This is a genomic window from Pedobacter sp. CFBP9032, from assembly GCF_034045265.1.
In the GTDB taxonomy this organism is placed as follows: Bacteria; Bacteroidota; Bacteroidia; order Sphingobacteriales; family Sphingobacteriaceae; genus Pedobacter.
On record NZ_JAXCWE010000009.1, the window covers coordinates 153,189 to 175,865 of the forward strand.

Here is a 22,677-nt window from a genome sequence, read left to right on the forward strand (position 1 = left end):
GATTACCCTTAGTTATTCCTTACGGATATTAGTATTTTACCAAGCCAATTTCTTGTGGGTAAACGATTTGAAAACCAATTGAAAAAGCACTATCTAAGTAAACTTTCTTGGTTTCGTGTGAAAAGTATTTTTCAAAAGTCGTACCTTCTAACTCTCCACCAGCCTTTAAGTTTCTTAAACGAGTTGCTATAACTACACCTGTATCATTCAAACCTGAAACAACTTCTAATTTCGCATTAGTACCTACAACTTTCATTGTATCTTCTTCTTTAAACCAGTTTTTATCTTGGTTTTCTTGAACGTACATATCATGCATTTCATCAGAAATGAAGATTCTGAAATCTTCTGCTTTTCTCACCGCTACTGGCATTGCATTGTAAACTGCTTTTAATTTTGCAGAAACTGTTGCACCAGTTGCACCTGAAAGGTTGATATATGAACCTGAATTTTTGATTCTTTTGATGTAACCATCTGCCATGTTCAAGTTGGTAATACCAGTTACTGAAACATCACCTTGCCATGCTAAATCTTCTAAACCTTTTGCTGTTTTTGAAGCGTGCATTTCACCAATTGTATCTAGGAATAAAACGTCATCATAATTTTGACCTTTCATCTTAGCTTTCATATCTTCTACTGCGTAAATGGTTTCTAAGTCGCGAACGCACCAATCAGAATCAATTTTAATGTCAACTGCTGAGATAGTTACTTGCGATAGAATTAAAGAACCAAGTGGGTTACGTGCGCAACCAGTATTTTTTTGGAAATAAACGTCTGAATCTGCTAATTGAATAGCTTTATTACCCTTTAAAGTTGGGTCAAATGAACCTGCTGATGCAAGAATATCTAAGGTTTTTGCTCCTAAGATTGATTTTACCATGAACTCACGTGAACTTTGGTCTGTGTATGCTGGTAAACCTGAAATGTTAAATGCCATTTTTTGTTTTGTACTACTTGCTTAAAGCCCTTGCAAGGACTTTAAACCTATCCTCTGTTGAATCCTGTAGTTCAACACGGTTATCTACCTTGCTAAATTCAGCAGGTATATTTTCTAATTTTTTCAACTCTGCGGTTAAATCACTTTGAAACTTTTCTAAATCAGCCTTGGTTGGAAAAGCAGAAAAACCTGCTTTTAACTTTTCCAACTCAGCTGTTAATTCATCAATTTTAGCTTGTAATTCAGCTTCTTTTGATTCATCAGCAACTGGTGCATCTTCTTCTTTTTTATCTTCTTCTTCAGTTGCTAATTCTTGTGCTGGTTCTACATCAATTTCTTCGGCTGCTTGTTTCACAACTTCTGAAATCTTACCATCTGCAACTTTGATTTCACTACCATCAGCTAAGATGTAATCACCATTAGGTGCTACTTCTGAACCACTGGCTGTTGAAATGAAAACTTCTGCATCAACTACTAATTCTGAATATTCAAGTGATTGTTCGCTATCCTTGATTTTTTGAGTAACGAAAGTTTCAGATTTGAAATTCATTACCTTGTTAAATTTGTCTAAGATGTTTTTGAACATATTTTAAAATATTTTCCAATAAATATTATTGTGCCTTGGAATTGATATTAAAGCCCATATTTTGCAATGATTGCATCAAGTTCTGCTTCAAATTCTTTGGCGAACTCCAACATATCTGCATCAGCTTTCTTCATCTGTACATCAATAAATTCATTCAGGTCTTTCGGTATGAAGAAACCTTCAACGCTGTACCCTGTAAACTTTCCGCTCTTTACATCATCCCAAACTTTATCTGACGTAACCTTAGTTCCCACTATCCAGTCACCATCCCCAGCATCATCAATACCTTTTGGCGCAAACATTCCCTTACTTGAATCAACGATGTAGGATTGAAAGATGAATGATTCAGCATTGGTTGTTGAATGTTCAAGGTTCATTGATTTGGAAAGGTTCTTTTGAAAGAATGTTTGTGCTATAAGTCTAATAGTATCAGCAGAAAAAGCAACTGTGTATTCACCAATTTGTGGATCGTTGCGATAGATGGCGGTGTTTGCTTTCATTGCAATACCTATCAACTCACGTTTCTCATCATCAGCAAACTGATAGTTTTTTGTGTTTGATGAAAAGGCTATGAAGCTTGATTCAACTGCTGGTGCATTCACAAGTGAAATAGCACTTACAAAAGAATCATCATCAGGATTAATTTGCAGCTCAATTAAGGGTAATTTTTTGGTCATTGGAATTTTCCAATAAATATTATGTACCCAAAGAAAAAGGGTTGCATTACTGCAACCCCCAAAAGTTAAAATGTTGATACTGTTTTGAAGAATGAATCTTTCTGGGTTTGTGTTTCCAAATCCTTACTTACTATATAAGCCTTCACCGTTGTATCAGTCTTTTGATTATTGATAGCATTGGTAATTTCTCCTGAACCTGATTCAGCTTGTTTTAAAACTGTAGCATTAATTGAAGGTGGTGTTATGCTTGGTGCAGATCCTGCACTACCTTTTGCACCTTCAACCTTTACTGATAAGATTTTCTTGATGTTTGCCAAACCTGATGCAATCACACCAGCAGCCCCAACAAAACCCCACAAGCCTCCTTGCGCCAGTGCTTTGTTTGCGCCCACATAGGTGTCAATGGTTGCGGTTGCTATCGCTGCAATCTTACCAGCAACTGTTTGTTCACCTATTAAAGCACCTATTGCACCAACTGCACCACTGACTGTTTCCATGTTGGCAAGCTTTGCTTCTTTCTCCGCTTTTGCCAATGCAATTTTCTTTTCAGTTGCATCTTTCTCAATAGCAGTTTTATTTATTTCATGCTCCTTAGTAGCAGCCTCAATTTCTGATTGCTGACCACGTAGTTGAACCATTTTAAGGGCAAAAGCAGCGTTTTCAGCATCAAGCTTTGCCTGTGAAATGGCTGCAATCTTCGCTGCTGCAACTTCTGCACTGTCTTTTTCATCAGGTGCATTAGTTAGTTCAGCATCTTTTAGGTCATTTCCAGCTGTTTTTGAACCATTTGTGGCAAATTCTAAGCCTGTATTTTGCTGTTGAAGTCCATTTCTTGTTGCATTTATGGCTGTTATTTGTTCAGGAGTAGCGTTTTTAAGCAGTTCATCTGCTTGTTTATTGATTTCATCCCGTCTTTTTTGAAACTCATTAAGGGTTTTATCCGTTGAAGCAGCGGTATAAGCGCTGACAATGTCATCATACTTCTTTGAAATGGCTGCTTTTTCTGCTCCTTTAGCCTCTTCAATGTCGGCTGTTGACTTATGAAGTTTCTTAGCCAGTTCAATTTGTTGCTTATACTTGCTATCAATATCTGCAAGTTCCTTTTCACGCTCTGTTTTAGTTGATTTATTGATAATCTTTGAAGCTTCATCATTGTATTTCTTCAATTCACCTGCTTCTGCTTTGGCTAACGCAAGTAACTTATCACTTGCTGCTTTGGCTGCTTGGATTCTTTTATCCCTCGCTGCCTTCGCTTCATCTTCTGATTTCTTTTGAACACCAGCTTCAAACACCGCTTTTGATTGAACTATCTTCTTGGTCTCATCTTCATCTTCTTTTGCCAGTTCAAGCTTTCTTTTGAATTGTTCCCTTTCAAGTTTTTCAGTTGCTTTACCCCTTGCTTTAAGAACTTCAATTTGATCATCAGTAGCTTTGATTTGTTTTTCAAGTAGTTCTTTCCTCGCTGCTTCGGCATCATTGGCTTCACCCTTAGCAACTCCTTTTTTGAAATTGTTAACTACATCTAAGCCATTTTTCATTTCCTGAATAGCTCCTTTGAAATCACCTTTCAATAATTTGATGGCTGACTTGATAGGTGCAATCAGGTAGTTAACGATAACTGAACCAACACCAATGATGATGTTCTTCACATTATTGAAAGTATCACCAGCACCTTTTAAATCAGGGATAAATTCAAGTACCGCTTTCTTAATGTCTTTGAAATTGGCAACTAAGTATGCAATTGCTGCAACCACTAAACCAATACCTAATGCTTTAAAAGCTAAACCCATTCCATTGGTAGCTACGGTTGCACCCTCTGTTGCTATTGTTTGCGCTTCGGTCGCTGCAGTTGATACTTCGGTGGCTGCTGCAACCGCTTCGGTTGCCACTGCTGTACCTTTCAACCCTGCTAAGAGTGGTTTAATATATTCTAAAGCATCATCAAAATTATCTTTCAATGTTAATAATGCGGCAATAGATTGTAATTTTGCAACTGATTCAGAAGCCGTATCAGTTGAAGCTCCAAGTAAAACCATACCCCCCTGCAAACCTGCAACACTTGATGCTGCTAAACCTGCAATCTTAGAAAACCCTGCCAGTTTACCTGGGTCAAATGCTGTAACTGCCCTGTTCAATACATCTTGTTGGTCTCTTAATTCGGCAATCCTTTGTGCTGCTGCTGCATAAGCAGCTGAATTTTCTTGACCAGCTTGTGCAAGTGCAAGGGCTGCATCTTTAGCTTCTTTTAGTTGTTGCTTGAAGGATTTTACACTATTGGTTATTTTTGAATTGTTCTTGTTTACATCATCAATTGCATCGTTGATTTGAGCGTAACCTGCAACTGCATCACCTGAATTAACCTGTACATCTAATATTATTCTTTCATTTTGATTGTTATTATCTGCCATTACTTTTTGGAGATAAATATTATTGCATTAAAAAAGGCAACCACTCATGATTGCCCTTATCTTAATTATCCTTCATGTAGATTTTCTGAAGGATAATGTCGGTTGGTTGTGCATTGTTACCGTAGTCAACACTTAGTAGTTTGTAATATCCTGATCCATTCGGTGCATCAATGAAGACTGGCTTCTTGAAATTCAAATTTGAGATATCAATTTCATTCAGGTAACCAGATACTTCAATTGTTGCAGTGTTCCCATCATTATACTCTTCAATTTGGTTTTGGTAAAAGTCTTGGAATACAGTATTTGAACTTTGAATATCTTGATAATAAATCTCATTGGGTTCACCAAAGTTCAGATCTAAACCATTATAAATTGTATGGAGTTCAGGGTAAAAACCTGAAACCATGTTGTAAGTTTGAAATTGATATTCACCAGTTTCAGCATTCTTAAACCAATTTCCAATCTCATAGTCATCACAACTCTTTGTGCCAGTATGGAACATTAGCCTAATGTTTGTTTGCTTCGCAACCTTGTTACTGGTTGAGTCATAAGCAAAAAACATTGGATAGTTCCTATTGCCAAACGTAGCTACGGGTGTAGGTGAAAAGATTACCTGTATAGCAGAATCAGTTGTTATTGAAGTTGTGTTATTATATGTGTAATTACCATAAGCCAAACCATACTTTTCTTTGTATGCTGCATTCAAGTAATCAGTATCTTCTTTGAATTGAAATTTATATGATTTGAAAATCTGTTGAAAACTATTGATTTTCAACTTAGCAAAATCAATTTTATCACTCCAATTATTTGCAGCTCCAACTAGTTTTAATGGTGTAAAATCATCATAGAAATCATTGTATGGAGTGAACACAATATGTTTAGGATTTTCAATATTTGAGTATATATAAAGGTTAAACATGTTCAAAATGCTCTTCACAAAATCACCTTGTTTGTAAGTGTTGAATGATGTCTGTTTTTTGAAATCAATCATATCATTTAACTCCAGTTCATATTTTGTAGTACTGATGCTGTCACCAAATTGAATAAAAGAATTTTGAGTGGAATAAACGAACACGCCCATAGCAGGTGATACTGGTGGTGTACCATTTGGGTAAGAATAGTTATCATTATAAACACATACCGAAACTTGACTTCCTGCGGTAACGTTTAATGCACTTTTGAACTTTAATAATTTGGTAGTAGTGTTGTTTGTACCATTTAAATTAATACGTGTTACTTGTGACTGTGATGCTACATTCCACGCTTGGCTACCACTTGCACGTATTAAAATAAGAATCTTAGAATCATAGTTTAAATATTGCTGTGGAGCGTTAATCAAAAAATTAGTGTTGTAAATTACATTTATGTTTACTTCAAGCGTGGTGTTTACGCTCTTGGTACAGGTAAAAATGTTATTGGTGTAGTCAAAATATGGTTGGCTATTAGGCATGAAGAAACCTTTATCATCAGTAAAATTTGCCCATGCAATTTGCGTTTTGTAGGTATTCACACCATTACCCTGATTGCCCTTTTGATTGTCACCGCCGAAATAATTTTGAACATTGTCTTTTGTACCATAAAGAACCACTCCACCACTTAATGAGTTAGTTAGCACATCTGCGTTATTTGGTACAACCAGATGGTTAAACTTATCCTTAAAATCTTCATTACCTTCAATTGCATAAGTGTAACTACTCAATACAGGTTGTTGAAATATCTTATTGAAATATTCTTTAACAAAAAATGATGGTCTGAAGTCTTTATAATCAATCTTATTGACAGTTTCTTCATCTCCAAAAACGGATTGACCGTAGTCAGCAACACCATAGATGTACCCACTTGTGTTAGTCCAACTATCAAGAATATTGTTCATTGAATACGTATGGTTGTACTCAGAAAAATCTAAATCCGACAATAACAGATCCTTTATTTTACCGAAGAAATTAACTGTATAGCCAGTAATTACCGCACTGTAAACAACGTTACCAGATGAATCTACTGTCACATCAATTATCTTGAAAAAGCCTTTACTGATAAGAGAATCATTCTCATAGTACAAGCAATCACATTCCTTGTTCATGTTGTAATTGAACATCAAAGATTCACCGTAATTACCATTGTGCGTTCTATTCAGATTAAATAAACTACCAAGCAATCTGTTGTTTGCTTTAGTACCTTTTATTTGAATGTTCTTGGTAGTAGTATCTTTTCTTGTAGTGATATCAGCAATGTCTGCAATTGAAAATGAAGTCTCAGCAAATGAGAAATCTTCAAGCTCTAGTTTCCCATACGTACCATTTTCTGATAAGAGATAAATTTGTTTGTTAACCATTTTTACCCATAAATATTATCAGGTCGTGTAGGTTATTTCTAATCTATTTAGTTTAAACCCATTGGTACGCCTCAATAGAACTTGATAGTTATTATTAATAATGCTAATTGGCATCAAGGTTTGGTTATCACTTAATTCAATATACACATTCTTAGAGGTTATTAATTCCTGAAGCATAATGGTTTCATGGTCGGTTAATACATCACTAAAAACTTTGAAGCTTGATGTGCTGGTTACATTAATAGTTCTTTGACTTGGGTTAATTATACCATCTCTACTATCACCGTAAACACCATTATTCATTTGCAATACATGAGTTTTAAGATTGGTTTTGGTGACGTTAACAGTTTCTATAGGATTGAAAAAAGTAAAGCTTTCAACCCCGCCTAATGAGTTTGTGAAAAGAATATTAATAGGCTGTAATGTGCATTTGTTGTTAACATATTTATAAACCTTTTCTTCGCTTACTACGTTACCATTACCATCAAGTAAATCAATTCTGTAGTGATCTACTGAAGCAAAATCAGTGTTGAACAACTTATTTATAACCTTTGGTGCAACGTTAAGGCGAAGCATATCACCACCTGGTAAAGCAGGTAGATAGAGTTGATTTTGCACACCCGCAGAATTGAAGGTTCTAATCCTGCATTGCTTAGCTAGGTTGTTTTTATTTAAAAAATATAGGTGTTCAGTTGATGTACTTGATTGCTTTGAAACGTTATCTTTAAGAGATAAAAATTTAGCTCTACCATTGGAATTAGCAACCCAATTATCTTGATTGTAGTTAGTGATTAATGGCGTTGATAACTCTGCATCCCATATAGTAAACTTATCATTCCCGTTGTTATAAGTATCACCATTCACGATACTTCCATTGCTGTTTAACTTTTCCGTTATAATCAAACGATATGATACCGTAGCATCTGAAATAGCTGCTGCAATTGCTTGGGATGAATTATTTATTTTGGTATCAACGAGGTTTGAAAGAATACTTGATAGATTAAATGAAACCCCATTCAAGTAATCAGGTCTGACATGAAAGTTAAAAAAGTTAATGGTATTACCTGATGGTACTTCTAGTAATTGAACGTTGAAGTAAATGATGCTAGGATTATCACTAGTAATTTGAAATATTATTGGGTTGCCAGCGGGTGTGTACTCTGATGGTGTTTTAACTATGGTTATCATTTATGCTTTTTAGCATAAATATTATTGCTAATTCAAATCGCTGCTTACATCCCTACCTTCATTCATATTTGACATCTCAAGTCTATCTAGATTTTGTTGAAGCTCTAACGTTTTAATTTGAACCTCAAGTTTTTGTAAGGCAAATTGTTGAAGTATAAAATCATCTTGTACGTTCTGTTGTTTTGACCACCTAGTCCAACCTAATAAAGCACCCATTAAACCTAATGATCCTATAGCAACCAGAACGTTCATATTCCATGTTGTATTGGAATGTGAATTTTGATGAAGTTTTTCAAGTTGTTTTGCATACTCAACTGTGGTTCCTAACTGACCAACTTTATCATCAAGGTCGTCAATCCTCTGCCAATAAAATCTTTTATCCTCCTTGGTGGTCACCTTTTCCAATCCCTTGTAATAGTTCCTAATCCTTTCCGCATATAAAGAATCCATATAGATTGCATTTTGGGCTTGAGGTAATAGCTTCGTATCATATTCAACTTCCATTTCAAACTCACGTTTTCTTTCATCAGCTATGAGCCAAATTGACAAACCAAAAAGTAGCAAGCCACCAATGAATAAAAACTTATACAATGAATCTGATGGTAGGGTTGGAATAGGTATCATTTAAATATTGTTTATCTTATCGTAATAGGCAATTATTAGTTCGTCAACATACCTGAAATATGGTATTGCATCATTTGATGCTTTTGCGCCTTGAAACAGTCCGTGAAGATGGAATTGACTTTGCATCTTAACCTCTTTAATATCAACCCCAGGAAATGGTGCATCTGCTTTTAAATCAATTGTAACCATTGTTATATCACCAGCATCTTTCAATAACTGGTGTGGCGAACCATGACTAAATGGATTTCTCCATTGTTCCCTATATTCACCTAACTTCTTTGCTTGATCCTTTGTGATAATACCTAATCGTTTTGCGCTATTAATCATCTTACCTAATTCGTGCCCATCACGTTCGGTGAATTTTTCATGTATTTTTTCAAGTGCTTCATCATTGAAGTCTGTTGCACCACTTTCCTTTATAGCAATATTTAATCTTAAAAAAGCTTCTGACAAATGGTTGGTTAATGCAATTGCCGCCTGATACAAATTGAAACAAATACATCTACATATTTCTTCACGGACGTTATCAAGCTGATTATGAAGTGTAGTTGCTGCTGATTCTTGTATTTGATAGAAGTTTGAGGTGTTAACCTTGATGTTTTTAATTACATGCAAAGCATGTTCAATGTGTTCTTTGTTCATTTGAGTTACGTTAAAACCCAAAGGTAAACTATTTTGGTTTATTCATTACATCATGACCATGCTTGTTTCTTATGAGTGAAACCAACGTTGCTTTAACATTGCTTGCAGTTGCCACCTTCAATTCATCTATCAAATCAGGAATGAACTTAGTAAACAGGTTACGTGGTTTGAAACCATTCTTCTGAATGTTCTTAGCCATACCCCAAGCAACCTTATCAATGAGCTGGTCATCTGTTAGTTCTTCAAATTTGGATGGTTCACCATACAGAAATTCATTGTTGCGAAGATTCATATTGGAACGTTTTATATATTCCCTGAAAACCTCCACTGGTGGCATCTTATCAGAATAAGCATGTGGTGAATCTGGTGCTAATGCTGATGATTCTGCACCCCTTACACCCTTATCTTGGTAAATTAAATGCTCGTTACCGTAGATGTAAATGTGGTCACCTTCAAATGCCATTCTTAAATCTTCAATTGCACCAGTCACAATCATATCTGCAGATTCAATACGCTCTTTGGTTTCTTCAATAAACTTACCGACGATTGATTCAAGGGCTGTAAGGTTAAATTCAAACTCATCAACTGATGTACCCAATGATCCTAACTGATCAATCTGATTTTGAAACTGTGATGCTCTGCTTGCACCCGCTAAATTATCTGCCATTACTTCGTGTGTTGTGATTGAATGAAATCAACTTCATCTTTTACCAGCGTCGCATAAGTCAACACCTCGTAACAGTTTGATTTCAATACATCTTTAATATTTGTGTTCTGCCAGTCTGCAACATTCTTAGCTATCAAAAGCCAACCCCATTTGTTTTGTCTTTCATCCCGAACCATTGCAGCATCTTCTGCAAGTAGGTTACCAGCTTCCATTTCATTAGTTTGAGGTTCAAAGAAAGCGCTGAATACTTCAACCGTTTGTTCATTTTCTGATTGAGCAAAAAAAAACAAGCCATTGCATCATTAACTGATATGGTATCTTCATTGATTTCACCTTTAACAAATATCTTTGCTATGTGGTGCAGGTTCGCAACATAATTACCTTGAATGAGCTTTTGAAAGGTGATATATTCCTGATAGCTTAATTCATTCATGCTCTTAAACTTCAAAGCTGTTTCAGGTTCTTTGGGAAACTCACCAATGAATGTTAACCTTTTAACAATTGCATCTACTTCATCAGGCTTAACATTAACATCACTTAGATTAAAACCAGTGAACGTAAAGAAAGCTGCTTCAACTATCAGCATACCATCTGTTTCTTCAAACTCCAATAGCTCAATAAACCTTAAATAATCCTTTACCGTTACTTGTGACCAATTGCTTGGTAACATTTTTAAATACTTCATCTTCTTTTTATTGATAAATATTCTGGATTAGAAGAAAGCAATCCTTGATAGGTAGGTATCATTAACTGCTACCTGCTTTCTATATTTATTTGCTATTGCAATGGCAGCAACGCAATCATCATGACACCCATTAATGGCACTGTACTTTATATGACCAGTTGAACTATACGTGTATTCAAAAGTTGATAATTCATCAGCAGTTTTTTCATTGAATTTTAATTCACCTTTTTCAATTGCCAGTACCATTTCCATTATCAGCTTTGGTTTGGATGCACCAGTAAATTCAAAGCCTTGTAAGTTCGCCACACCATCATTGATTAATGATTCATATATACCATCACCAAGTGAACCATGCGTACTATCCATCACTTTCAATGTGCTTGCTGGTAATGTTTTGATTCTTTGCTTGGTAATCTCATTTGGAGTTTGAAAGCGGTCAAAGTAGCTCATGTTACCATTTTCATCTAAACCAGTTATTACAGTCCAATCTGTGTACTTCGCAACGTCAATACCATATACCACTGTTGGCTTGGTTGACAGATCTTTGATGGTGTTTTCAGTGATGTATTTCAAAGCAACCACTGCAGAACTATTCTCACCTGCTATTGCAAGTATTTCCTGATTGAAGATACTTTCAGGTAAGGTTAACTTCTTATCATCTAATGCTGCTTTTGATAGGTGTGGGTTATCATAGCTACTAAAATGAAAGTGTTGCCAGTCGGGGTGTTCTGTTCTTGTTAAAGCATAGAAGTAATCTTTACCACGTGGCGTTGAAACAAAGATTGCTTTTGATTCAGGGTCATAGTCAATCAGTGCATTACTCATTGCACCTTCCCAACCATCCTTTAAGTTCTTTATATAAGCTGCTTCATCTACAATGAGTAAGTGGAACTTTGAACCACGTACGTTATCAAGCTTTTCACCAGTGTAAAATTCAAGCTTACCGCCATTCAATAATTCAATGGTTAAGTCACTAATGTTTGCTTTCTTTATCGTTTGTTCGGGAATGAATTTGAGTATATCATCAAAGAACTTCTTGCCCAAATTATAGGTTGGCGTTATGTAACCAACACTTTTACCTTGGAACATATAAACCACGCTTATTATCTGACAAAGAAGTGATTTACCCCATCTTCTGCCATTGTTAAGCGTTATGTATCTTTTAGTTTCAAGTGCCTTTAAAACCTCTCGCTGACCTCTGTGTGGTTGCGGTAAACGAACCTTTACTATCTTTCTCACTTATCATCAGTTCCATCATTTAGGTTATTCAAATCAAAGCTGATGTTCACATCAAAACCACCGCTAAGTTTGTTATCATTTTCATTCTTGGTTGAAGAAAGTTTGGGTTTGAAGTAGTTGATAATGTCTGTTAACAATAGCAATCTTCTGCTGCTATTAACAGTGCTAATATCTGTCTCTAATGTTCCAGACAACTCAAGCATACATCTGTTCATGATCTCATCCATTTCAACTGTACGCTTGTTTTTTGAACCTTTTTGCCTACCTGAGTTTTCAGGTTTTGCACCACCTTTTTTAAATGCCATATACTAATTCGTGCTTTTTTAGTATAAATATTATATGGTGCTTGATATGATGAAAGGCATAGTGATCAACTTGTAGCAGTATATATAATAGTCTAATACAAAGGCTATAAAACTGTGAAAATTGCCTGAAAATAGAACCCCTTCAATAATTGTTAAAGTTTTAGATGTACATTTGTATCACTATTAACATAACGGATGTATTTTCTGTTATAATTCTGCTAGTTATATTCCTTAAAACAGATAAATCATCTGTTCACACTTTTGCTACTTAACTTTATTATTAAAATTTGTAACAAACCTCAAATTTTAGGTAAAATACTATTGATAGAACCCAGTTCTCAAAATAAACTGCAACATTCTATAATTATCTAGTATTATATCATTAACAGTAACTACTAAATCTTGAACATTATGAATTTAAACCTTGAAAAAATCATTGAGGCGTTGGGCTCAATCACGTCGTGGCCGCAGACTATTGTAGTCTTAGTGCTTTTCTTTTTCATCTGGCTTTACTTGATGAGGAAAGAACCAAAAGAAAAAGAAGTGTCTAAACTGTTCCCTAACGGAATGGTATTGAAAACGAAAACAACATTCAGGTCATTGTTTTAACACTTTGGGTCAGGTGGATTTCATTCTGGAGATCCACCACCCTAAAACTAAGATTCATAGGCGCTTCAATTTAAAATTGAATAATGCAAATACTTTAATCAATTAACTGATTTACAGGTTTATAAATAATTAAAGTTTTATTTTTAATTACAATAAAAATTAGTCATACTTGGTCGGAAAGTTTCTTTTTTCTCGCTGGTGAAAGAGTAAATGGGGTTGATAAAAGTGCGGATTAAGCAAAGAACCCCCATCAAATATCATCAGTTATAATGGGTAAATTTGTAGTATGAGAAAGAAGTTTTAGTGATCGTAGTAATGCAAATACGAAGGCATTACATAATATTTAGATTAGAATACAATATCATGTCAGAAATTAAAGGAATTATTCAGGCAATAGGCAAACTAAAAACATGGAAACACGTAATAATTGCGTTAGCTCTAATTGCAGCAGGCTTAGTTTATAGTATGCGACACAATCCAACCGAAATACACGAGTACTATGAGAATGGAAAGATTCAGAAGATTAGCAAATTTTAACCCGTATTTGAACAATCAGTTGGTACAGGTGGATTTCTCAATGGATGAACCCCCATGTCTAACAATAGTATTATCTTCACATTTTTATTTAAACGCCCATGCACACAATTAAACAGTTCTTTAACCATGAATGGGTTAAGAACGTCTCATACTCAGTTATAGCTGGTCTAATTTTGCTGTTTTTTACAGAAGTTATCTTTAAGCTGCCAATACTTGCTACTACCATGAAAGGTATAAAGTACATTGGTGGTGTGCTTGCTCTTCAAATTCCAGTTTACATGGTATTGATTGCTATTGTAGTCATCTCATTAACATGGCGTTATCTTAAAGAGCGAAAGAATAGCAATGAAAGACTTAGGTATACCGCTGACAAATTTGAACATATCACCTGGAGATGGGAATGGAAATACAATCAACTTATTAAACGTTACGAAGTCAAGAATGCTGCACCCGTATGCCCCGATGATGAATGCTCACTCTTGCCAATGATTAGCGAAGGTGTAAGTGAAGAATTTGGGGTTTATATGTGGCGATGCCAAGACTGCATTAAAACTATTGGCACTATTAGTAGTGAACTTGATATTGTTGAATACGTAGAAAAGAAAAATTACACCACATAATAAAACCCTTACGTTATCCAGCCATAAGGGTGTTAAAACAAATAATTAAACAATGAATACTCTAACTCTCATCAGCTTCACTAAAACTAAGATAGGGCTACTTTCAACTATTGTAAATGTTATTGGTATAATTTTGTTTAAGCTTCACCAACATCAACGTCGAAGATAATATTACCTTCTGAATTGAACTCACTTTCCATTTTTCTTTACTCTTTTATTCTTTATCACTTTTGTTGCCAGCGGTGTTTCTTCAACCTGATACAAGCCTTTGATTCTATCAAAAATTGAAATAAACTTTTCCAACGTTGAAAGAACACAACTGCTGCAGGAACTTGTAAATAGTCTTGGTAATCCTGATGTTGGGTAAACCAGTCTGACACCATTGAAGATAATTCCCATGTGGGCAACTTCATCAGCACTTAATGCTGATAACTGTTTGTTCTTGTATTTTTCAAATGCTGCTTCCATTGGCCTCATCTGCGCATATAATTCTTGTTCTGTCATCGTTTCATTATTTCTTTTATCTTGTAAGCCAGGTTTCTCATTATTGGTGATTTTGTATTGAACTTTTTCCCCACACATCTTTGGAACAAGTCAAAATCTTCATCACTTAATTGTGATGTAATCTCATCTGGTGTTGATGAAAAATCGTGAACAAAGTCATCAATGCTTAATTCTTCCCTCAGTATCTTTTCATCTATGTTTGCTTCATCAAAATTCTCTATCTGGTTAACCACTGAATTAGAAGCATTGAAGCTAGAGGCATGCATTAGACTTGTTATTAAACTTTGATTTGAGTACCCTTTGATTTTATCCTTGTAAAATCCTTGACGTTGAATAATCAAACATGCTGTTGCACAAAGCTTACGTACATTTAGATCACCATTAGCTTTAAAAAAACCTACCACCCATTTACCCTTTTTGTTGTAACCACCATCACAAAATTTCTCATCCGTAATTTTAAATAGGTGGAGAAAAAGCATCTGATAAAAATCTTCAATGTACTGATCCTTGGTGTTGGGAACACACATGGTATTGTTATTGCTTAGCCAACCAGATATGTAGTACTTAAGTGGGTTCTCTTTGCTACTACTAAACTTCGTCATGTAGTAGCCATTCACCCTACCCGTGTTGTAAAATCCTGTTAGGACTTTGTTTTTGATCTGCTCCTTGGTTAAACCTTCGTAGCCATTATATTTTTGCAATTATTTTAATGGTGTCGGGAGTGCCTTTAGCACTTTATCAATCACAAGCGCTAAAACTGGTGCTGTGACCGCTAATACCAATAGATGGTAATCTTGTTGTATTCCTGCTGTCAACCATCCACAATGGAATGAAAGACAATAAATACATTTAAATGGCTTGCTTGGTAGCTTTTGAACCAACCATAAGTAAATGGGGTTCATCAATAGCCAGTTAATTGAAAAGGCTAAGAGGATTGAATTAATCAACATTGGCTTTATCCTCTCTCCATGCTTTAAAGTAAGCATAAGCAGCTACAACTAAACCAATGCCTAATGATTTCAATGAGGTTGTAAACAGTTTATTAATCATTGTTTTTAATATTTTATTGAACACTGTAGTGTTCTTCATAAGCCAAATCAATGGCTGTGTTATTCGTGATTGAAACCTGATGTGCTGGTTGTGGGTATAGGTCAAGCACCGTTTTGTTGCCGTTAATCACAAGAAAGAATTTGTTTTCAATCTCAATGATGTATGTATTATTTTTCATATTTAGTTTTACATTAAGCTTAACTTAATGTAGTTGGTATCTAAAATAACCTCAACTTTAATGTGTGTTTCACCGTATTCAATTGAGTGACCAAGCGCTTTCACCAAGTTACTTTTGAAATATTCAAACAATAGTTCTTGGTTTGCATTACCTTCATCAACCTTTACAAGTTCTTCCAATAGAGGCATAATAAAAGCAGTTTTACGCTTTTTAATACGTTCACGAATAATTTCATCTTTTGTAATATCTTCATCTTCAACGTTGGTTTTGTAATGAAATTTGTTGTTAACATATGAATATGATATCTCAAATATCTCACTGATACGTTGACCAGCATTTAAGAAAAAATCAGTTGGTTTTTGGGTAGTTGTTTTATTTTCCATTTTTATATTAATCTTTAATTTTTAATCTCTTTTAATTGCTCTTCATACTTATGTATGTAAGCACATATTTCATAATTTTCAACCTTCTCATTGATTGACCTGAGTTTGATGAATGAGTGCAGAAAAGCAGCTCTTTCATTGGTAAAACTTATTAGGTTAATTGTTAGGTAAAGCTGATTCAGATATTGTGAAGGAAAGCCAGCTTCAAACATCTTGGTGTAAATCATATCAAGCACACCATTCAATTCATTAACTTTTCTTGCTGTCATCTTTTTTAAAATCTTCGCTATAAACTATCCAAGCACCAATTGAAAGGATAATGATAATTGCATTTAATATTTCCATTTTGCTTTTCTTAATTCATCGTTGATGTTGATTCCATAGTTCATTGAACCCTTAGCAATTTCCCTCATGTAACCTTTCGTTTTACATTCTTTTCTTCTAAAGTAAACCCAGTCTTCTTGAATGTAAACCTCATTATTACGCATCTCAGCTGCTTTGTTTGTCACTTCCCTTACATACCATACTGATGGATCTGCTAACACTTTGCGCAAGTTGAAAACGTAGGTAATGTTGTTGGTGAATGTTACATACATTGGCTCAACATCTGCTGGTGACAGTCTAAGTAAAGAATCAAAATCTGCTTTGGTTATGATGCTGCATTCGTAGTTGGTGATGCTGCTATTATTACACTTTACTTCAAAGATTACATCCTTACTGATGCCATTTGAAACTGTAGTTCCCGAAGCATCAAACCAGCTATATCTATCAGCTTTGTTATCATAGAATGTGTGCAGATTAAACATGCTTAATAGTAACCCTGTACCAAGTTTATCAAAATGTTGAAAGTTGTCTTTGTGTTCCATTGTTGGTTGTGTCTTTCCTATAAATAGATTACTACTTTTCAAAGTGACTGAAAATATCTCACTATGACATAAAAATGACAATAAACCAGAAAACCCCCAACAACTTAATGCAGGGGGGTTGGTAGCAACTTTTATTTTATATATTTAGATCATGGTTAATAGATACGCATTATTCAAAAGAAACTTAAATTCATTCAGCTATAGAACATTTGAATCTGAAGCAGAATTGGAAAAAGCTAAAGATGATTCAGAAACCTTTGCTGGCATTTACGTGGCAACTTATGATTTATATGAAGGTAGATACATAAACTTTCCTGAATCACATGGCTTTGGTAGCCACCTTGAAAAACTGTTGGCTGATGCTCAACAAAGATATTCCCAAGGGTTATAGATTAGGTACGCTTCGGAAAAACTTTCATTAAATCCTCAACAACTGCAGATTCATAGTACTTGGCAGTAACAGTGAATCTTTGAAGATATACCATTGAATTAATCTCAACTGGCTTTTCTTCAACAGGTGCAACATTATTATCATCCAATAACACCTGCAGCTTTGTCTTGCTGATCTTCCAACGTTTACTAATGTTAGTTACCGTATATTTCATTGTTTTTAGCCTTTGTAAATAGCTGCGTTAATTTTGTTAGAGAGTGTGATAAGATCATTTTTTCTTTCCATGCCATACAGGTGGATTAAGAAGCTTGAGTTGTCAGTCTTTTCAATATTAAACCTAACCTGTTTCACATTATAACGCATAATTGCTTGTGTTACCTTAAGTAGTATAGTAAGTCCTATCATTCCAAGAAAACCATACATAAAAGAGGAAATGAATATTACTCCTGTTTCCTCTCCTAAACAGGCTTGAACAATAGCTACAACGAGAAAAGAAGCTACATAACTAAGCTTCATCATATCAGGGATCTCTGGCAGATTAAACTTTTCGTAAGTAACATCAATTTCTGTGAGGCTTGCTGATCTTAACTCATGATTACCAATAAATGCATTTGCCTCTTTAGATTCGTAAAGAAGCCTTCTATCTGTTATGGTGAATTTTTCTCCTTCAAAGAGTGTAGTTGAGTTGACTTTTTCGTCTGGGAAAATGGTGTTCATGATTGAGAGGGTCTAGTTAGATTTATTACATTTATTTACTGCTGACTCAAATTTAGTTCTCTCGGCTGCTTTCTTATCATCACTCCAGTCATTGCTCTTCGCCATATCTTCAATCTTCTCCAGCTTTGATTGAGTGACTTGAAAGCATTCATCCACTTTTTCAAGTTTGGCTGTTGTGTTGTCAATGGCTTTCATTTCAGTGTAACACTGGCAAACATCTTCAGCAAGTTTTTCTGGTGTCGGTTGTGTGCATCCCATTAAAAAAATGCCAGCGCAAAATAGAGGTGTTAATTTTCTTTTCATTTTATTAAGTATAATTTGCAAATATAGCACAAGTGCTATATAATAAAAAATGTTTTTTCTTAAGCTTTGTCGGGATGGCTTCCCATAACCCTAAAGATCAAAAAGCTATAGAAAAACTTGGTGCAACAATACGTGCAATACGTATTGAAAAAGGATTAACTATGGTTCAGTTAGCTGAACTTTGTGAGGTTGAATACACCACCATAAGTAAAATAGAAAGGGGGTTAGTTAACACTACAGTCTCAATGATTGTTATCATTGCTAGGGCATTAAAAATCCCCCCTTCTCAGTTGTTGGCGGGAATTTAATTCAGCAGGTTAACGATGTCATAAATATCCATCACCAGTTTTATTACTTTTTCTTCTCGCTCCCGTGAATTACATTCAATGAAGTGCGAAACTGTACCATCTTTCTTTTCAAAAAGGATGACTGAAATTGTTTCATCATTGCTTAATAATTTGGCTTGGCACACATTGTTATCTGGTTGAATGATATAATTGTACTTACCACTTAGGATTGTACTGGTCTGTTCTATCAGTGAAACGCCCTGTTGTTTTAGAGTTTTGATGTTCTTCATTATTTAATGGCTAATAGGTAATTGTTTACTTTCTCGCATAGTTCATATTCTTCGCATTGTTCCAGTAACGTTAAAGCATCTTGGAAAACCATTAGTATAAGTTCTTTCATTTAACAGGTCTTAATGATATAATTAAAAATATCTTTTGGAATAGTTACACCGTATTTTATTTCAAATTCCTGAAGTACATCCGAGGAAGTCTCACCATCTTTAACCATATCAAAAAAGAAGTTATTTAAGTATTTAGTGTAAGCCGTAACTAGTTGTCTATGCAAATCATGTTTTTTCCACTCCATAAATGATTTTTTATAATAAGCTTGTTTTTCTCTGCCTCCATTGAATCTAAAATTTAAAATTTTATAGGCGGCTGGTGCAGTTTTATAACCATAACCTTGTGCATCATCTACGACTTTTCCAGCTAAATAAATGGCAAATCTATTCCCCTTAAACGCTGCTACTTTATGTTGCGGTAATTGTAATGTTTCCATGTTGTTTTTATTATTATTTTGCAAGTGTATTAATCTATTTTCAGCTTTCAAAATCCTGATATAGTGGTTATTTGCAGATTAGAAAGAAAAAACTAATAGTGCCTTAAAACTATATTCAAGGCACTTTTTGCTTCATTATATGGTTAAATCATGTTGCTAAAATAATTTGTCATTTTTTAATGACACTAACTAATTCACTGTTATTTTTTATAACCAGCGTTTAATTGAGCAATACCAGTTTTAAATTCAGGGTAATACTTCGTTACGGTTTTGAGATTCATCTCTGAAACTTCTGCCAGCTTTCTAACTGTAATTTTTCCGTGAAGTTGAAAATTCCAACTTTCAATAAAATCATACAGCTTATCTTTGCTTTCACCCACTCTTTTTTGGCTATACAAGTCCCTACAAATGGCTAACTTTTCATCTTTATCATATCCGCAATCTTTTGAAAAAATGATGCTACGCTCGTTATAATTAGGCTTTAATCTATTTTCCCTTTTCTGTTGAAAGATTGATTTCACAATACCTAAGATTATTGAATACGGTAAGGGCTCACTGCAGGTTAAGGTATTGATTACGCACATAGTTTTAACCACGTTATCAAACGGTAACCAATCATTTAACCATACATAATTGCAGCATATAGCCAGAAGGGTTCTTTTTCTACCATCTGATATTTTGTGAAATGGTATTGAAACTTTAACCTCTCTAAAGTTATTCCAATCAACCACGAATGGTGTATCAAGCTCAATGTTGGTTAAATCACTATATCTGATGTAATTGGTTTTGTACCCATCTCTTTCGTATATGTTTGTGTTTTCTTTATATACCATAGAGATGGGTACATTTTCATTTTTTGATTCATAAATGAATGAACTGTTATTGATGAAAATATCTGAATCATTGGAAATGATATTGTACTGAGTTGCTTTCCTTGCATCCTTATCAAAGTAGTTGTTTAAGTTTAAATCATTCAGGATTGCATCATAGGTTGCATTGTAGTTATCTAATGTTAAATTCTCAACCTTAGTTAGAATTGAATAACCTTTACCGCCTACGCTCTTATAATAAGAATATACCTTATCTAAGTTCAACGTTGAAACATCAAATGATGGTTCATCTACATCAAAGTAGATTAAGCCAGTAGGTGAAACTATATTTGAATTTTTTTTATAGGAATCAAATAAGAAATTATATGTGCAACATGGTAAAGTTTTTTTGGTTTCATCATAGAATGAATCACCTTTCTTGAACTTTCTTAATTGTGTTATAACATCGGCATACTCACCGAATTTGATTTTTTCCAACCATTCTGTGGTTGGTATTATTGATTGTACTGATGGTGTACTTACATTTGCATAAGTATTGATTAACATTAAAAATTGTATTTACTATTTATTCTCTTCAGTTAATTAGCTTTAAAGAGAATGGTCGGGAAGCAACGCCCGACCAGTAATAACTTTCTAAATGCTAATTAAAATATATTGTAACCATGTATGTTACTTTTATAAATAGTCTCTAAAAATTTTAAATTCATTTTCTTAGTTAATTATTTTTAATTAGTTCCAACATGGTACTATTCTAAAGTATTGGTAGATTGAAAATTATCAAGTCTATATTGAATATTAATTTTGTACCCATCTCTGTTGTATATAAAAAAAGCAAAACATATACAACAGAGATGGGTACAAAATGGAAAAGCAAAAGTTATCTTTGCATAAAATAAAACGCTATGAGTAAAAAGCCCAAACAACAATCATTATTTGCTACTGCTCAACCAGCAGTGCCAGTAGTTAGAAACCGTTACACTTATTCAATTCCACACCCAAATGCTGATGATGGTGAAGCACCAATCAAAGTTGGCTCATTAGATAAAGCATATCGTGAAATGATTGCTAACTATTACAATGATTTAGAATCAGATGTACCAACCCCATCAAAAACAGAATTTGAAGAAAGTTTAAAGGCTGTTGGTTATTACGAAATAGGGGATTTTTTAAGAGTGAACAGAACTGAAATTTAATGCTTTTGTATAAATGAATAATACAATACAACTTAATACAGGAAAAACTGCTGGAGAAATATTCAGTTCTGCTAAAAAACTATTTGGTTCATCCTTCTACTATGAAGCTGTAAATGATAACTATATGATTTTCAAAAATGCATTGGATAACCCAATATTTACACTTTATGTTGAAAATGGTTCGGTTACAGTTGTTGATGTACATCCCTTGGTACGTGAAGATGGTGAAGCAATAGCCTTTCAAAATCAGATAAAGAAATTAGTTTAATAAATATATTTCACCTGAACTTGACATTTTCAATTGTTGCAATATATTTATGGATATGGAAAGAAAGATAAATCAATTAAACGAAAATGATGAAAGAATAGGTTATTGGAAACTATCAGATGGTGATGGTGGAATTTGGCTTGAAGGTAACTATGTAAATGGTAAACAAGATGGTAAATGGATTCACCGTAAACCTAAACCTGATAACACCATAACTGAAACATTTCACAACCACGAGAATGAAACTGAAATTTTCGAGGGTAAAGATCCACTTGCTTTAAGTTAATAACATTTACAAATTTTGATACTGGTGCTAAATTAGTATCAGATATTAACGAGGCAGTTGGAGAAGTATAGTAACCAGCTGCCATTTTTTTTAATCTCTCAGCCTTGATTTTTTTTAATCTCATATTACTTTAGAAACACACTGATCAAAGGGGTGGTGAAGTACAGTAGCCACCTTCTTACTTAGATTTAGTTATACTAAAACAAATCATCTTTTATTAATTTAGCTCCCTTCAATTCGGCTAAATGCCTAAGTGCTTTCACGAATTTATCTGAGAGCCTAAAATCGTCAACCCTAATGTTGATAAAAATATTTTTACCATTAAGAAGTTCGTCACCAACGATTTTTATTTCAAAATTTTTTCTTGTTACATCTTTAATCTTTGACCATTCAATTGATGTTACATCTTTATCATTGGTTACTTTAATGAATTTTTGGTCTATCGTGACTGAATTTCCGCCAAGGCTTGGTTGTTTTGTTCGCAACCATTCCAAAGTTTCATCTGCTGTTTGAGCTTTCAGGATAAGCGTAGTAAACATAAGTAGAAAGAGAGTTATTAATTTTTTCATTCACGAAAATAAAAATCTTTT

The 22,677-nt window shown here is 34.3% G+C and carries 32 protein-coding genes; 7 read left to right on the forward strand and 25 right to left on the reverse strand.

The window, feature by feature from the left end:
- Positions 1–28: 28 nt before the first annotated feature.
- From SOM16_RS16625 to SOM16_RS16680, 12 genes are all read right to left on the reverse strand, one after another.
- Positions 29–934 carry a hypothetical protein gene (locus SOM16_RS16625; RefSeq protein ID WP_320465122.1) on the reverse strand — a complete coding sequence of 302 codons (906 nt, stop codon included), beginning with the start codon at positions 932–934 and terminating at the stop codon, positions 29–31.
- A 13-nt stretch (positions 935–947) separates the two neighbouring features.
- Positions 948–1,520: a hypothetical protein gene (locus SOM16_RS16630; RefSeq protein WP_320465123.1), complete on the reverse strand. Its 573-nt coding sequence runs from the start codon at positions 1,518–1,520 to the stop codon at positions 948–950.
- 47 nt (positions 1,521–1,567) lie between these two features.
- On the reverse strand, positions 1,568–2,197 hold the full coding sequence (locus SOM16_RS16635) for an XkdF-like putative serine protease domain-containing protein (RefSeq protein WP_320465124.1): 630 nt from the start codon (positions 2,195–2,197) through the stop codon (positions 1,568–1,570).
- 65 nt (positions 2,198–2,262) lie between these two features.
- Positions 2,263–4,605 carry a hypothetical protein gene (locus SOM16_RS16640; RefSeq protein ID WP_320465125.1) on the reverse strand — a complete coding sequence of 781 codons (2,343 nt, stop codon included), beginning with the start codon at positions 4,603–4,605 and terminating at the stop codon, positions 2,263–2,265.
- A gap of 61 nt (positions 4,606–4,666) precedes the next feature.
- Positions 4,667–6,937: a hypothetical protein gene (locus SOM16_RS16645; protein WP_320465126.1), complete on the reverse strand. Its 2,271-nt coding sequence runs from the start codon at positions 6,935–6,937 to the stop codon at positions 4,667–4,669.
- Between the two features lie 18 nt (positions 6,938–6,955).
- The gene (locus SOM16_RS16650) at positions 6,956–8,125 is read right to left on the reverse strand and encodes a hypothetical protein (RefSeq protein WP_320465127.1); all 1,170 of its coding nucleotides are present in this window, start codon (positions 8,123–8,125) and stop codon (positions 6,956–6,958) included.
- A 27-nt stretch (positions 8,126–8,152) separates the two neighbouring features.
- Entirely contained in the window at positions 8,153–8,749 is a 597-nt protein-coding gene (locus tag SOM16_RS16655) for a hypothetical protein (RefSeq protein ID WP_320465128.1), read from the reverse strand.
- Entirely contained in the window at positions 8,750–9,391 is a 642-nt protein-coding gene (locus tag SOM16_RS16660; RefSeq protein ID WP_320465129.1) for a hypothetical protein, read from the reverse strand.
- 28 nt (positions 9,392–9,419) lie between these two features.
- Positions 9,420–10,058, reverse strand: coding sequence for a hypothetical protein (locus SOM16_RS16665; protein WP_320465130.1), 639 nt, complete (start codon positions 10,056–10,058; stop codon positions 9,420–9,422).
- 133 nt (positions 10,059–10,191) lie between these two features.
- Complete coding sequence (locus SOM16_RS16670) at positions 10,192–10,743, reverse strand: hypothetical protein (RefSeq protein ID WP_320465131.1); 552 nt, start codon at positions 10,741–10,743, stop codon at positions 10,192–10,194.
- Positions 10,744–10,770: 27 nt separating this feature from the next.
- Complete coding sequence (locus SOM16_RS16675) at positions 10,771–11,982, reverse strand: terminase large subunit domain-containing protein (RefSeq protein WP_320465132.1); 1,212 nt, start codon at positions 11,980–11,982, stop codon at positions 10,771–10,773.
- On the reverse strand, positions 11,979–12,287 hold the full coding sequence (locus SOM16_RS16680) for a hypothetical protein (RefSeq protein WP_320465133.1): 309 nt from the start codon (positions 12,285–12,287) through the stop codon (positions 11,979–11,981). Before SOM16_RS16680 ends, SOM16_RS16675 begins: the two co-directional genes overlap by 4 nt.
- 411 nt (positions 12,288–12,698) lie before the next feature.
- On the opposite strand from SOM16_RS16680, the gene SOM16_RS16685 reads away from it, so the two are divergent.
- Positions 12,699–12,896 (forward strand): hypothetical protein, encoded by a 198-nt coding sequence (locus SOM16_RS16685; RefSeq protein WP_320465134.1) that lies wholly within the window; start codon positions 12,699–12,701, stop codon positions 12,894–12,896.
- Between the two features lie 635 nt (positions 12,897–13,531).
- Positions 13,532–14,053, forward strand: a complete 522-nt coding sequence (locus tag SOM16_RS16690; protein ID WP_320465135.1) for a hypothetical protein — start codon at positions 13,532–13,534, stop codon at positions 14,051–14,053.
- A gap of 189 nt (positions 14,054–14,242) precedes the next feature.
- On the opposite strand, the gene SOM16_RS16695 is transcribed toward SOM16_RS16690, so the two are convergent.
- The 6 genes from SOM16_RS16695 to SOM16_RS16720 all read right to left on the reverse strand — a co-directional run bounded on the left by SOM16_RS16695 (position 14,243) and on the right by SOM16_RS16720 (position 17,034).
- Positions 14,243–14,557: a hypothetical protein gene (locus SOM16_RS16695; RefSeq protein ID WP_320465136.1), complete on the reverse strand. Its 315-nt coding sequence runs from the start codon at positions 14,555–14,557 to the stop codon at positions 14,243–14,245.
- Positions 14,554–15,258, reverse strand: coding sequence for a hypothetical protein (locus tag SOM16_RS16700; RefSeq protein WP_320465137.1), 705 nt, complete (start codon positions 15,256–15,258; stop codon positions 14,554–14,556). The genes SOM16_RS16695 and SOM16_RS16700 overlap by 4 nt, the downstream gene beginning before the upstream one ends.
- A gap of 362 nt (positions 15,259–15,620) precedes the next feature.
- Entirely contained in the window at positions 15,621–15,785 is a 165-nt protein-coding gene (locus tag SOM16_RS16705; protein ID WP_320465138.1) for a hypothetical protein, read from the reverse strand.
- Positions 15,786–15,793: 8 nt separating this feature from the next.
- On the reverse strand, positions 15,794–16,168 hold the full coding sequence (locus SOM16_RS16710) for a hypothetical protein (protein ID WP_320465139.1): 375 nt from the start codon (positions 16,166–16,168) through the stop codon (positions 15,794–15,796).
- A gap of 14 nt (positions 16,169–16,182) precedes the next feature.
- Entirely contained in the window at positions 16,183–16,437 is a 255-nt protein-coding gene (locus SOM16_RS16715) for a hypothetical protein (protein WP_320465140.1), read from the reverse strand.
- Positions 16,438–16,500: 63 nt separating this feature from the next.
- Positions 16,501–17,034: a hypothetical protein gene (locus SOM16_RS16720; protein WP_320465141.1), complete on the reverse strand. Its 534-nt coding sequence runs from the start codon at positions 17,032–17,034 to the stop codon at positions 16,501–16,503.
- A gap of 151 nt (positions 17,035–17,185) precedes the next feature.
- On the opposite strand from SOM16_RS16720, the gene SOM16_RS16725 reads away from it, so the two are divergent.
- Positions 17,186–17,425, forward strand: coding sequence for a hypothetical protein (locus SOM16_RS16725; protein ID WP_320465142.1), 240 nt, complete (start codon positions 17,186–17,188; stop codon positions 17,423–17,425).
- 1 nt (position 17,426) lies between these two features.
- On the opposite strand, the gene SOM16_RS16730 is transcribed toward SOM16_RS16725, so the two are convergent.
- The 3 genes from SOM16_RS16730 to SOM16_RS16740 are packed head-to-tail and all read right to left on the reverse strand — an operon-like array spanning position 17,427 to position 18,445.
- A complete protein-coding gene (locus tag SOM16_RS16730; protein ID WP_320465143.1) occupies positions 17,427–17,639 on the reverse strand; it encodes a hypothetical protein in 213 nt (70 codons plus the stop codon).
- Positions 17,640–17,644: 5 nt separating this feature from the next.
- The gene (locus tag SOM16_RS16735; RefSeq protein WP_320465144.1) at positions 17,645–18,142 is read right to left on the reverse strand and encodes a hypothetical protein; all 498 of its coding nucleotides are present in this window, start codon (positions 18,140–18,142) and stop codon (positions 17,645–17,647) included.
- A gap of 12 nt (positions 18,143–18,154) precedes the next feature.
- Positions 18,155–18,445: a hypothetical protein gene (locus SOM16_RS16740; protein ID WP_320465145.1), complete on the reverse strand. Its 291-nt coding sequence runs from the start codon at positions 18,443–18,445 to the stop codon at positions 18,155–18,157.
- Positions 18,446–18,519: 74 nt separating this feature from the next.
- Here SOM16_RS16740 and SOM16_RS16745 point away from each other — a divergent pair, with 74 nt between their 5' ends.
- Positions 18,520–18,753 carry a helix-turn-helix transcriptional regulator gene (locus SOM16_RS16745; RefSeq protein ID WP_320465146.1) on the forward strand — a complete coding sequence of 78 codons (234 nt, stop codon included), beginning with the start codon at positions 18,520–18,522 and terminating at the stop codon, positions 18,751–18,753.
- On the opposite strand, the gene SOM16_RS16750 is transcribed toward SOM16_RS16745, so the two are convergent.
- The 3 genes from SOM16_RS16750 to SOM16_RS16760 form a co-directional block, all read right to left on the reverse strand.
- The gene (locus tag SOM16_RS16750; protein WP_320465147.1) at positions 18,750–19,022 is read right to left on the reverse strand and encodes a hypothetical protein; all 273 of its coding nucleotides are present in this window, start codon (positions 19,020–19,022) and stop codon (positions 18,750–18,752) included. The two genes, SOM16_RS16745 and SOM16_RS16750, sit on opposite strands and share 4 nt — an antisense overlap.
- A 110-nt stretch (positions 19,023–19,132) precedes the next feature.
- Positions 19,133–19,510, reverse strand: a complete 378-nt coding sequence (locus SOM16_RS16755) for a hypothetical protein (RefSeq protein WP_320465148.1) — start codon at positions 19,508–19,510, stop codon at positions 19,133–19,135.
- Positions 19,511–19,710: 200 nt separating this feature from the next.
- Entirely contained in the window at positions 19,711–20,886 is a 1,176-nt protein-coding gene (locus SOM16_RS16760) for a hypothetical protein (RefSeq protein WP_320465149.1), read from the reverse strand.
- A gap of 356 nt (positions 20,887–21,242) precedes the next feature.
- On the opposite strand from SOM16_RS16760, the gene SOM16_RS16765 reads away from it, so the two are divergent.
- The 3 genes from SOM16_RS16765 to SOM16_RS16775 are packed head-to-tail and all read left to right on the forward strand — an operon-like array spanning position 21,243 to position 22,087.
- On the forward strand, positions 21,243–21,533 hold the full coding sequence (locus tag SOM16_RS16765; protein WP_320465150.1) for a hypothetical protein: 291 nt from the start codon (positions 21,243–21,245) through the stop codon (positions 21,531–21,533).
- A gap of 13 nt (positions 21,534–21,546) precedes the next feature.
- Positions 21,547–21,801: a hypothetical protein gene (locus SOM16_RS16770; protein ID WP_320465151.1), complete on the forward strand. Its 255-nt coding sequence runs from the start codon at positions 21,547–21,549 to the stop codon at positions 21,799–21,801.
- A 55-nt stretch (positions 21,802–21,856) separates the two neighbouring features.
- Positions 21,857–22,087, forward strand: coding sequence for a hypothetical protein (locus tag SOM16_RS16775; RefSeq protein ID WP_320465152.1), 231 nt, complete (start codon positions 21,857–21,859; stop codon positions 22,085–22,087).
- Positions 22,088–22,284: 197 nt separating this feature from the next.
- Here SOM16_RS16775 and SOM16_RS16780 read toward each other — a convergent pair whose 3' ends face one another.
- The gene (locus SOM16_RS16780) at positions 22,285–22,656 is read right to left on the reverse strand and encodes a hypothetical protein (protein ID WP_320465153.1); all 372 of its coding nucleotides are present in this window, start codon (positions 22,654–22,656) and stop codon (positions 22,285–22,287) included.
- Between the last annotated feature and the right edge of the window lie 21 nt (positions 22,657–22,677).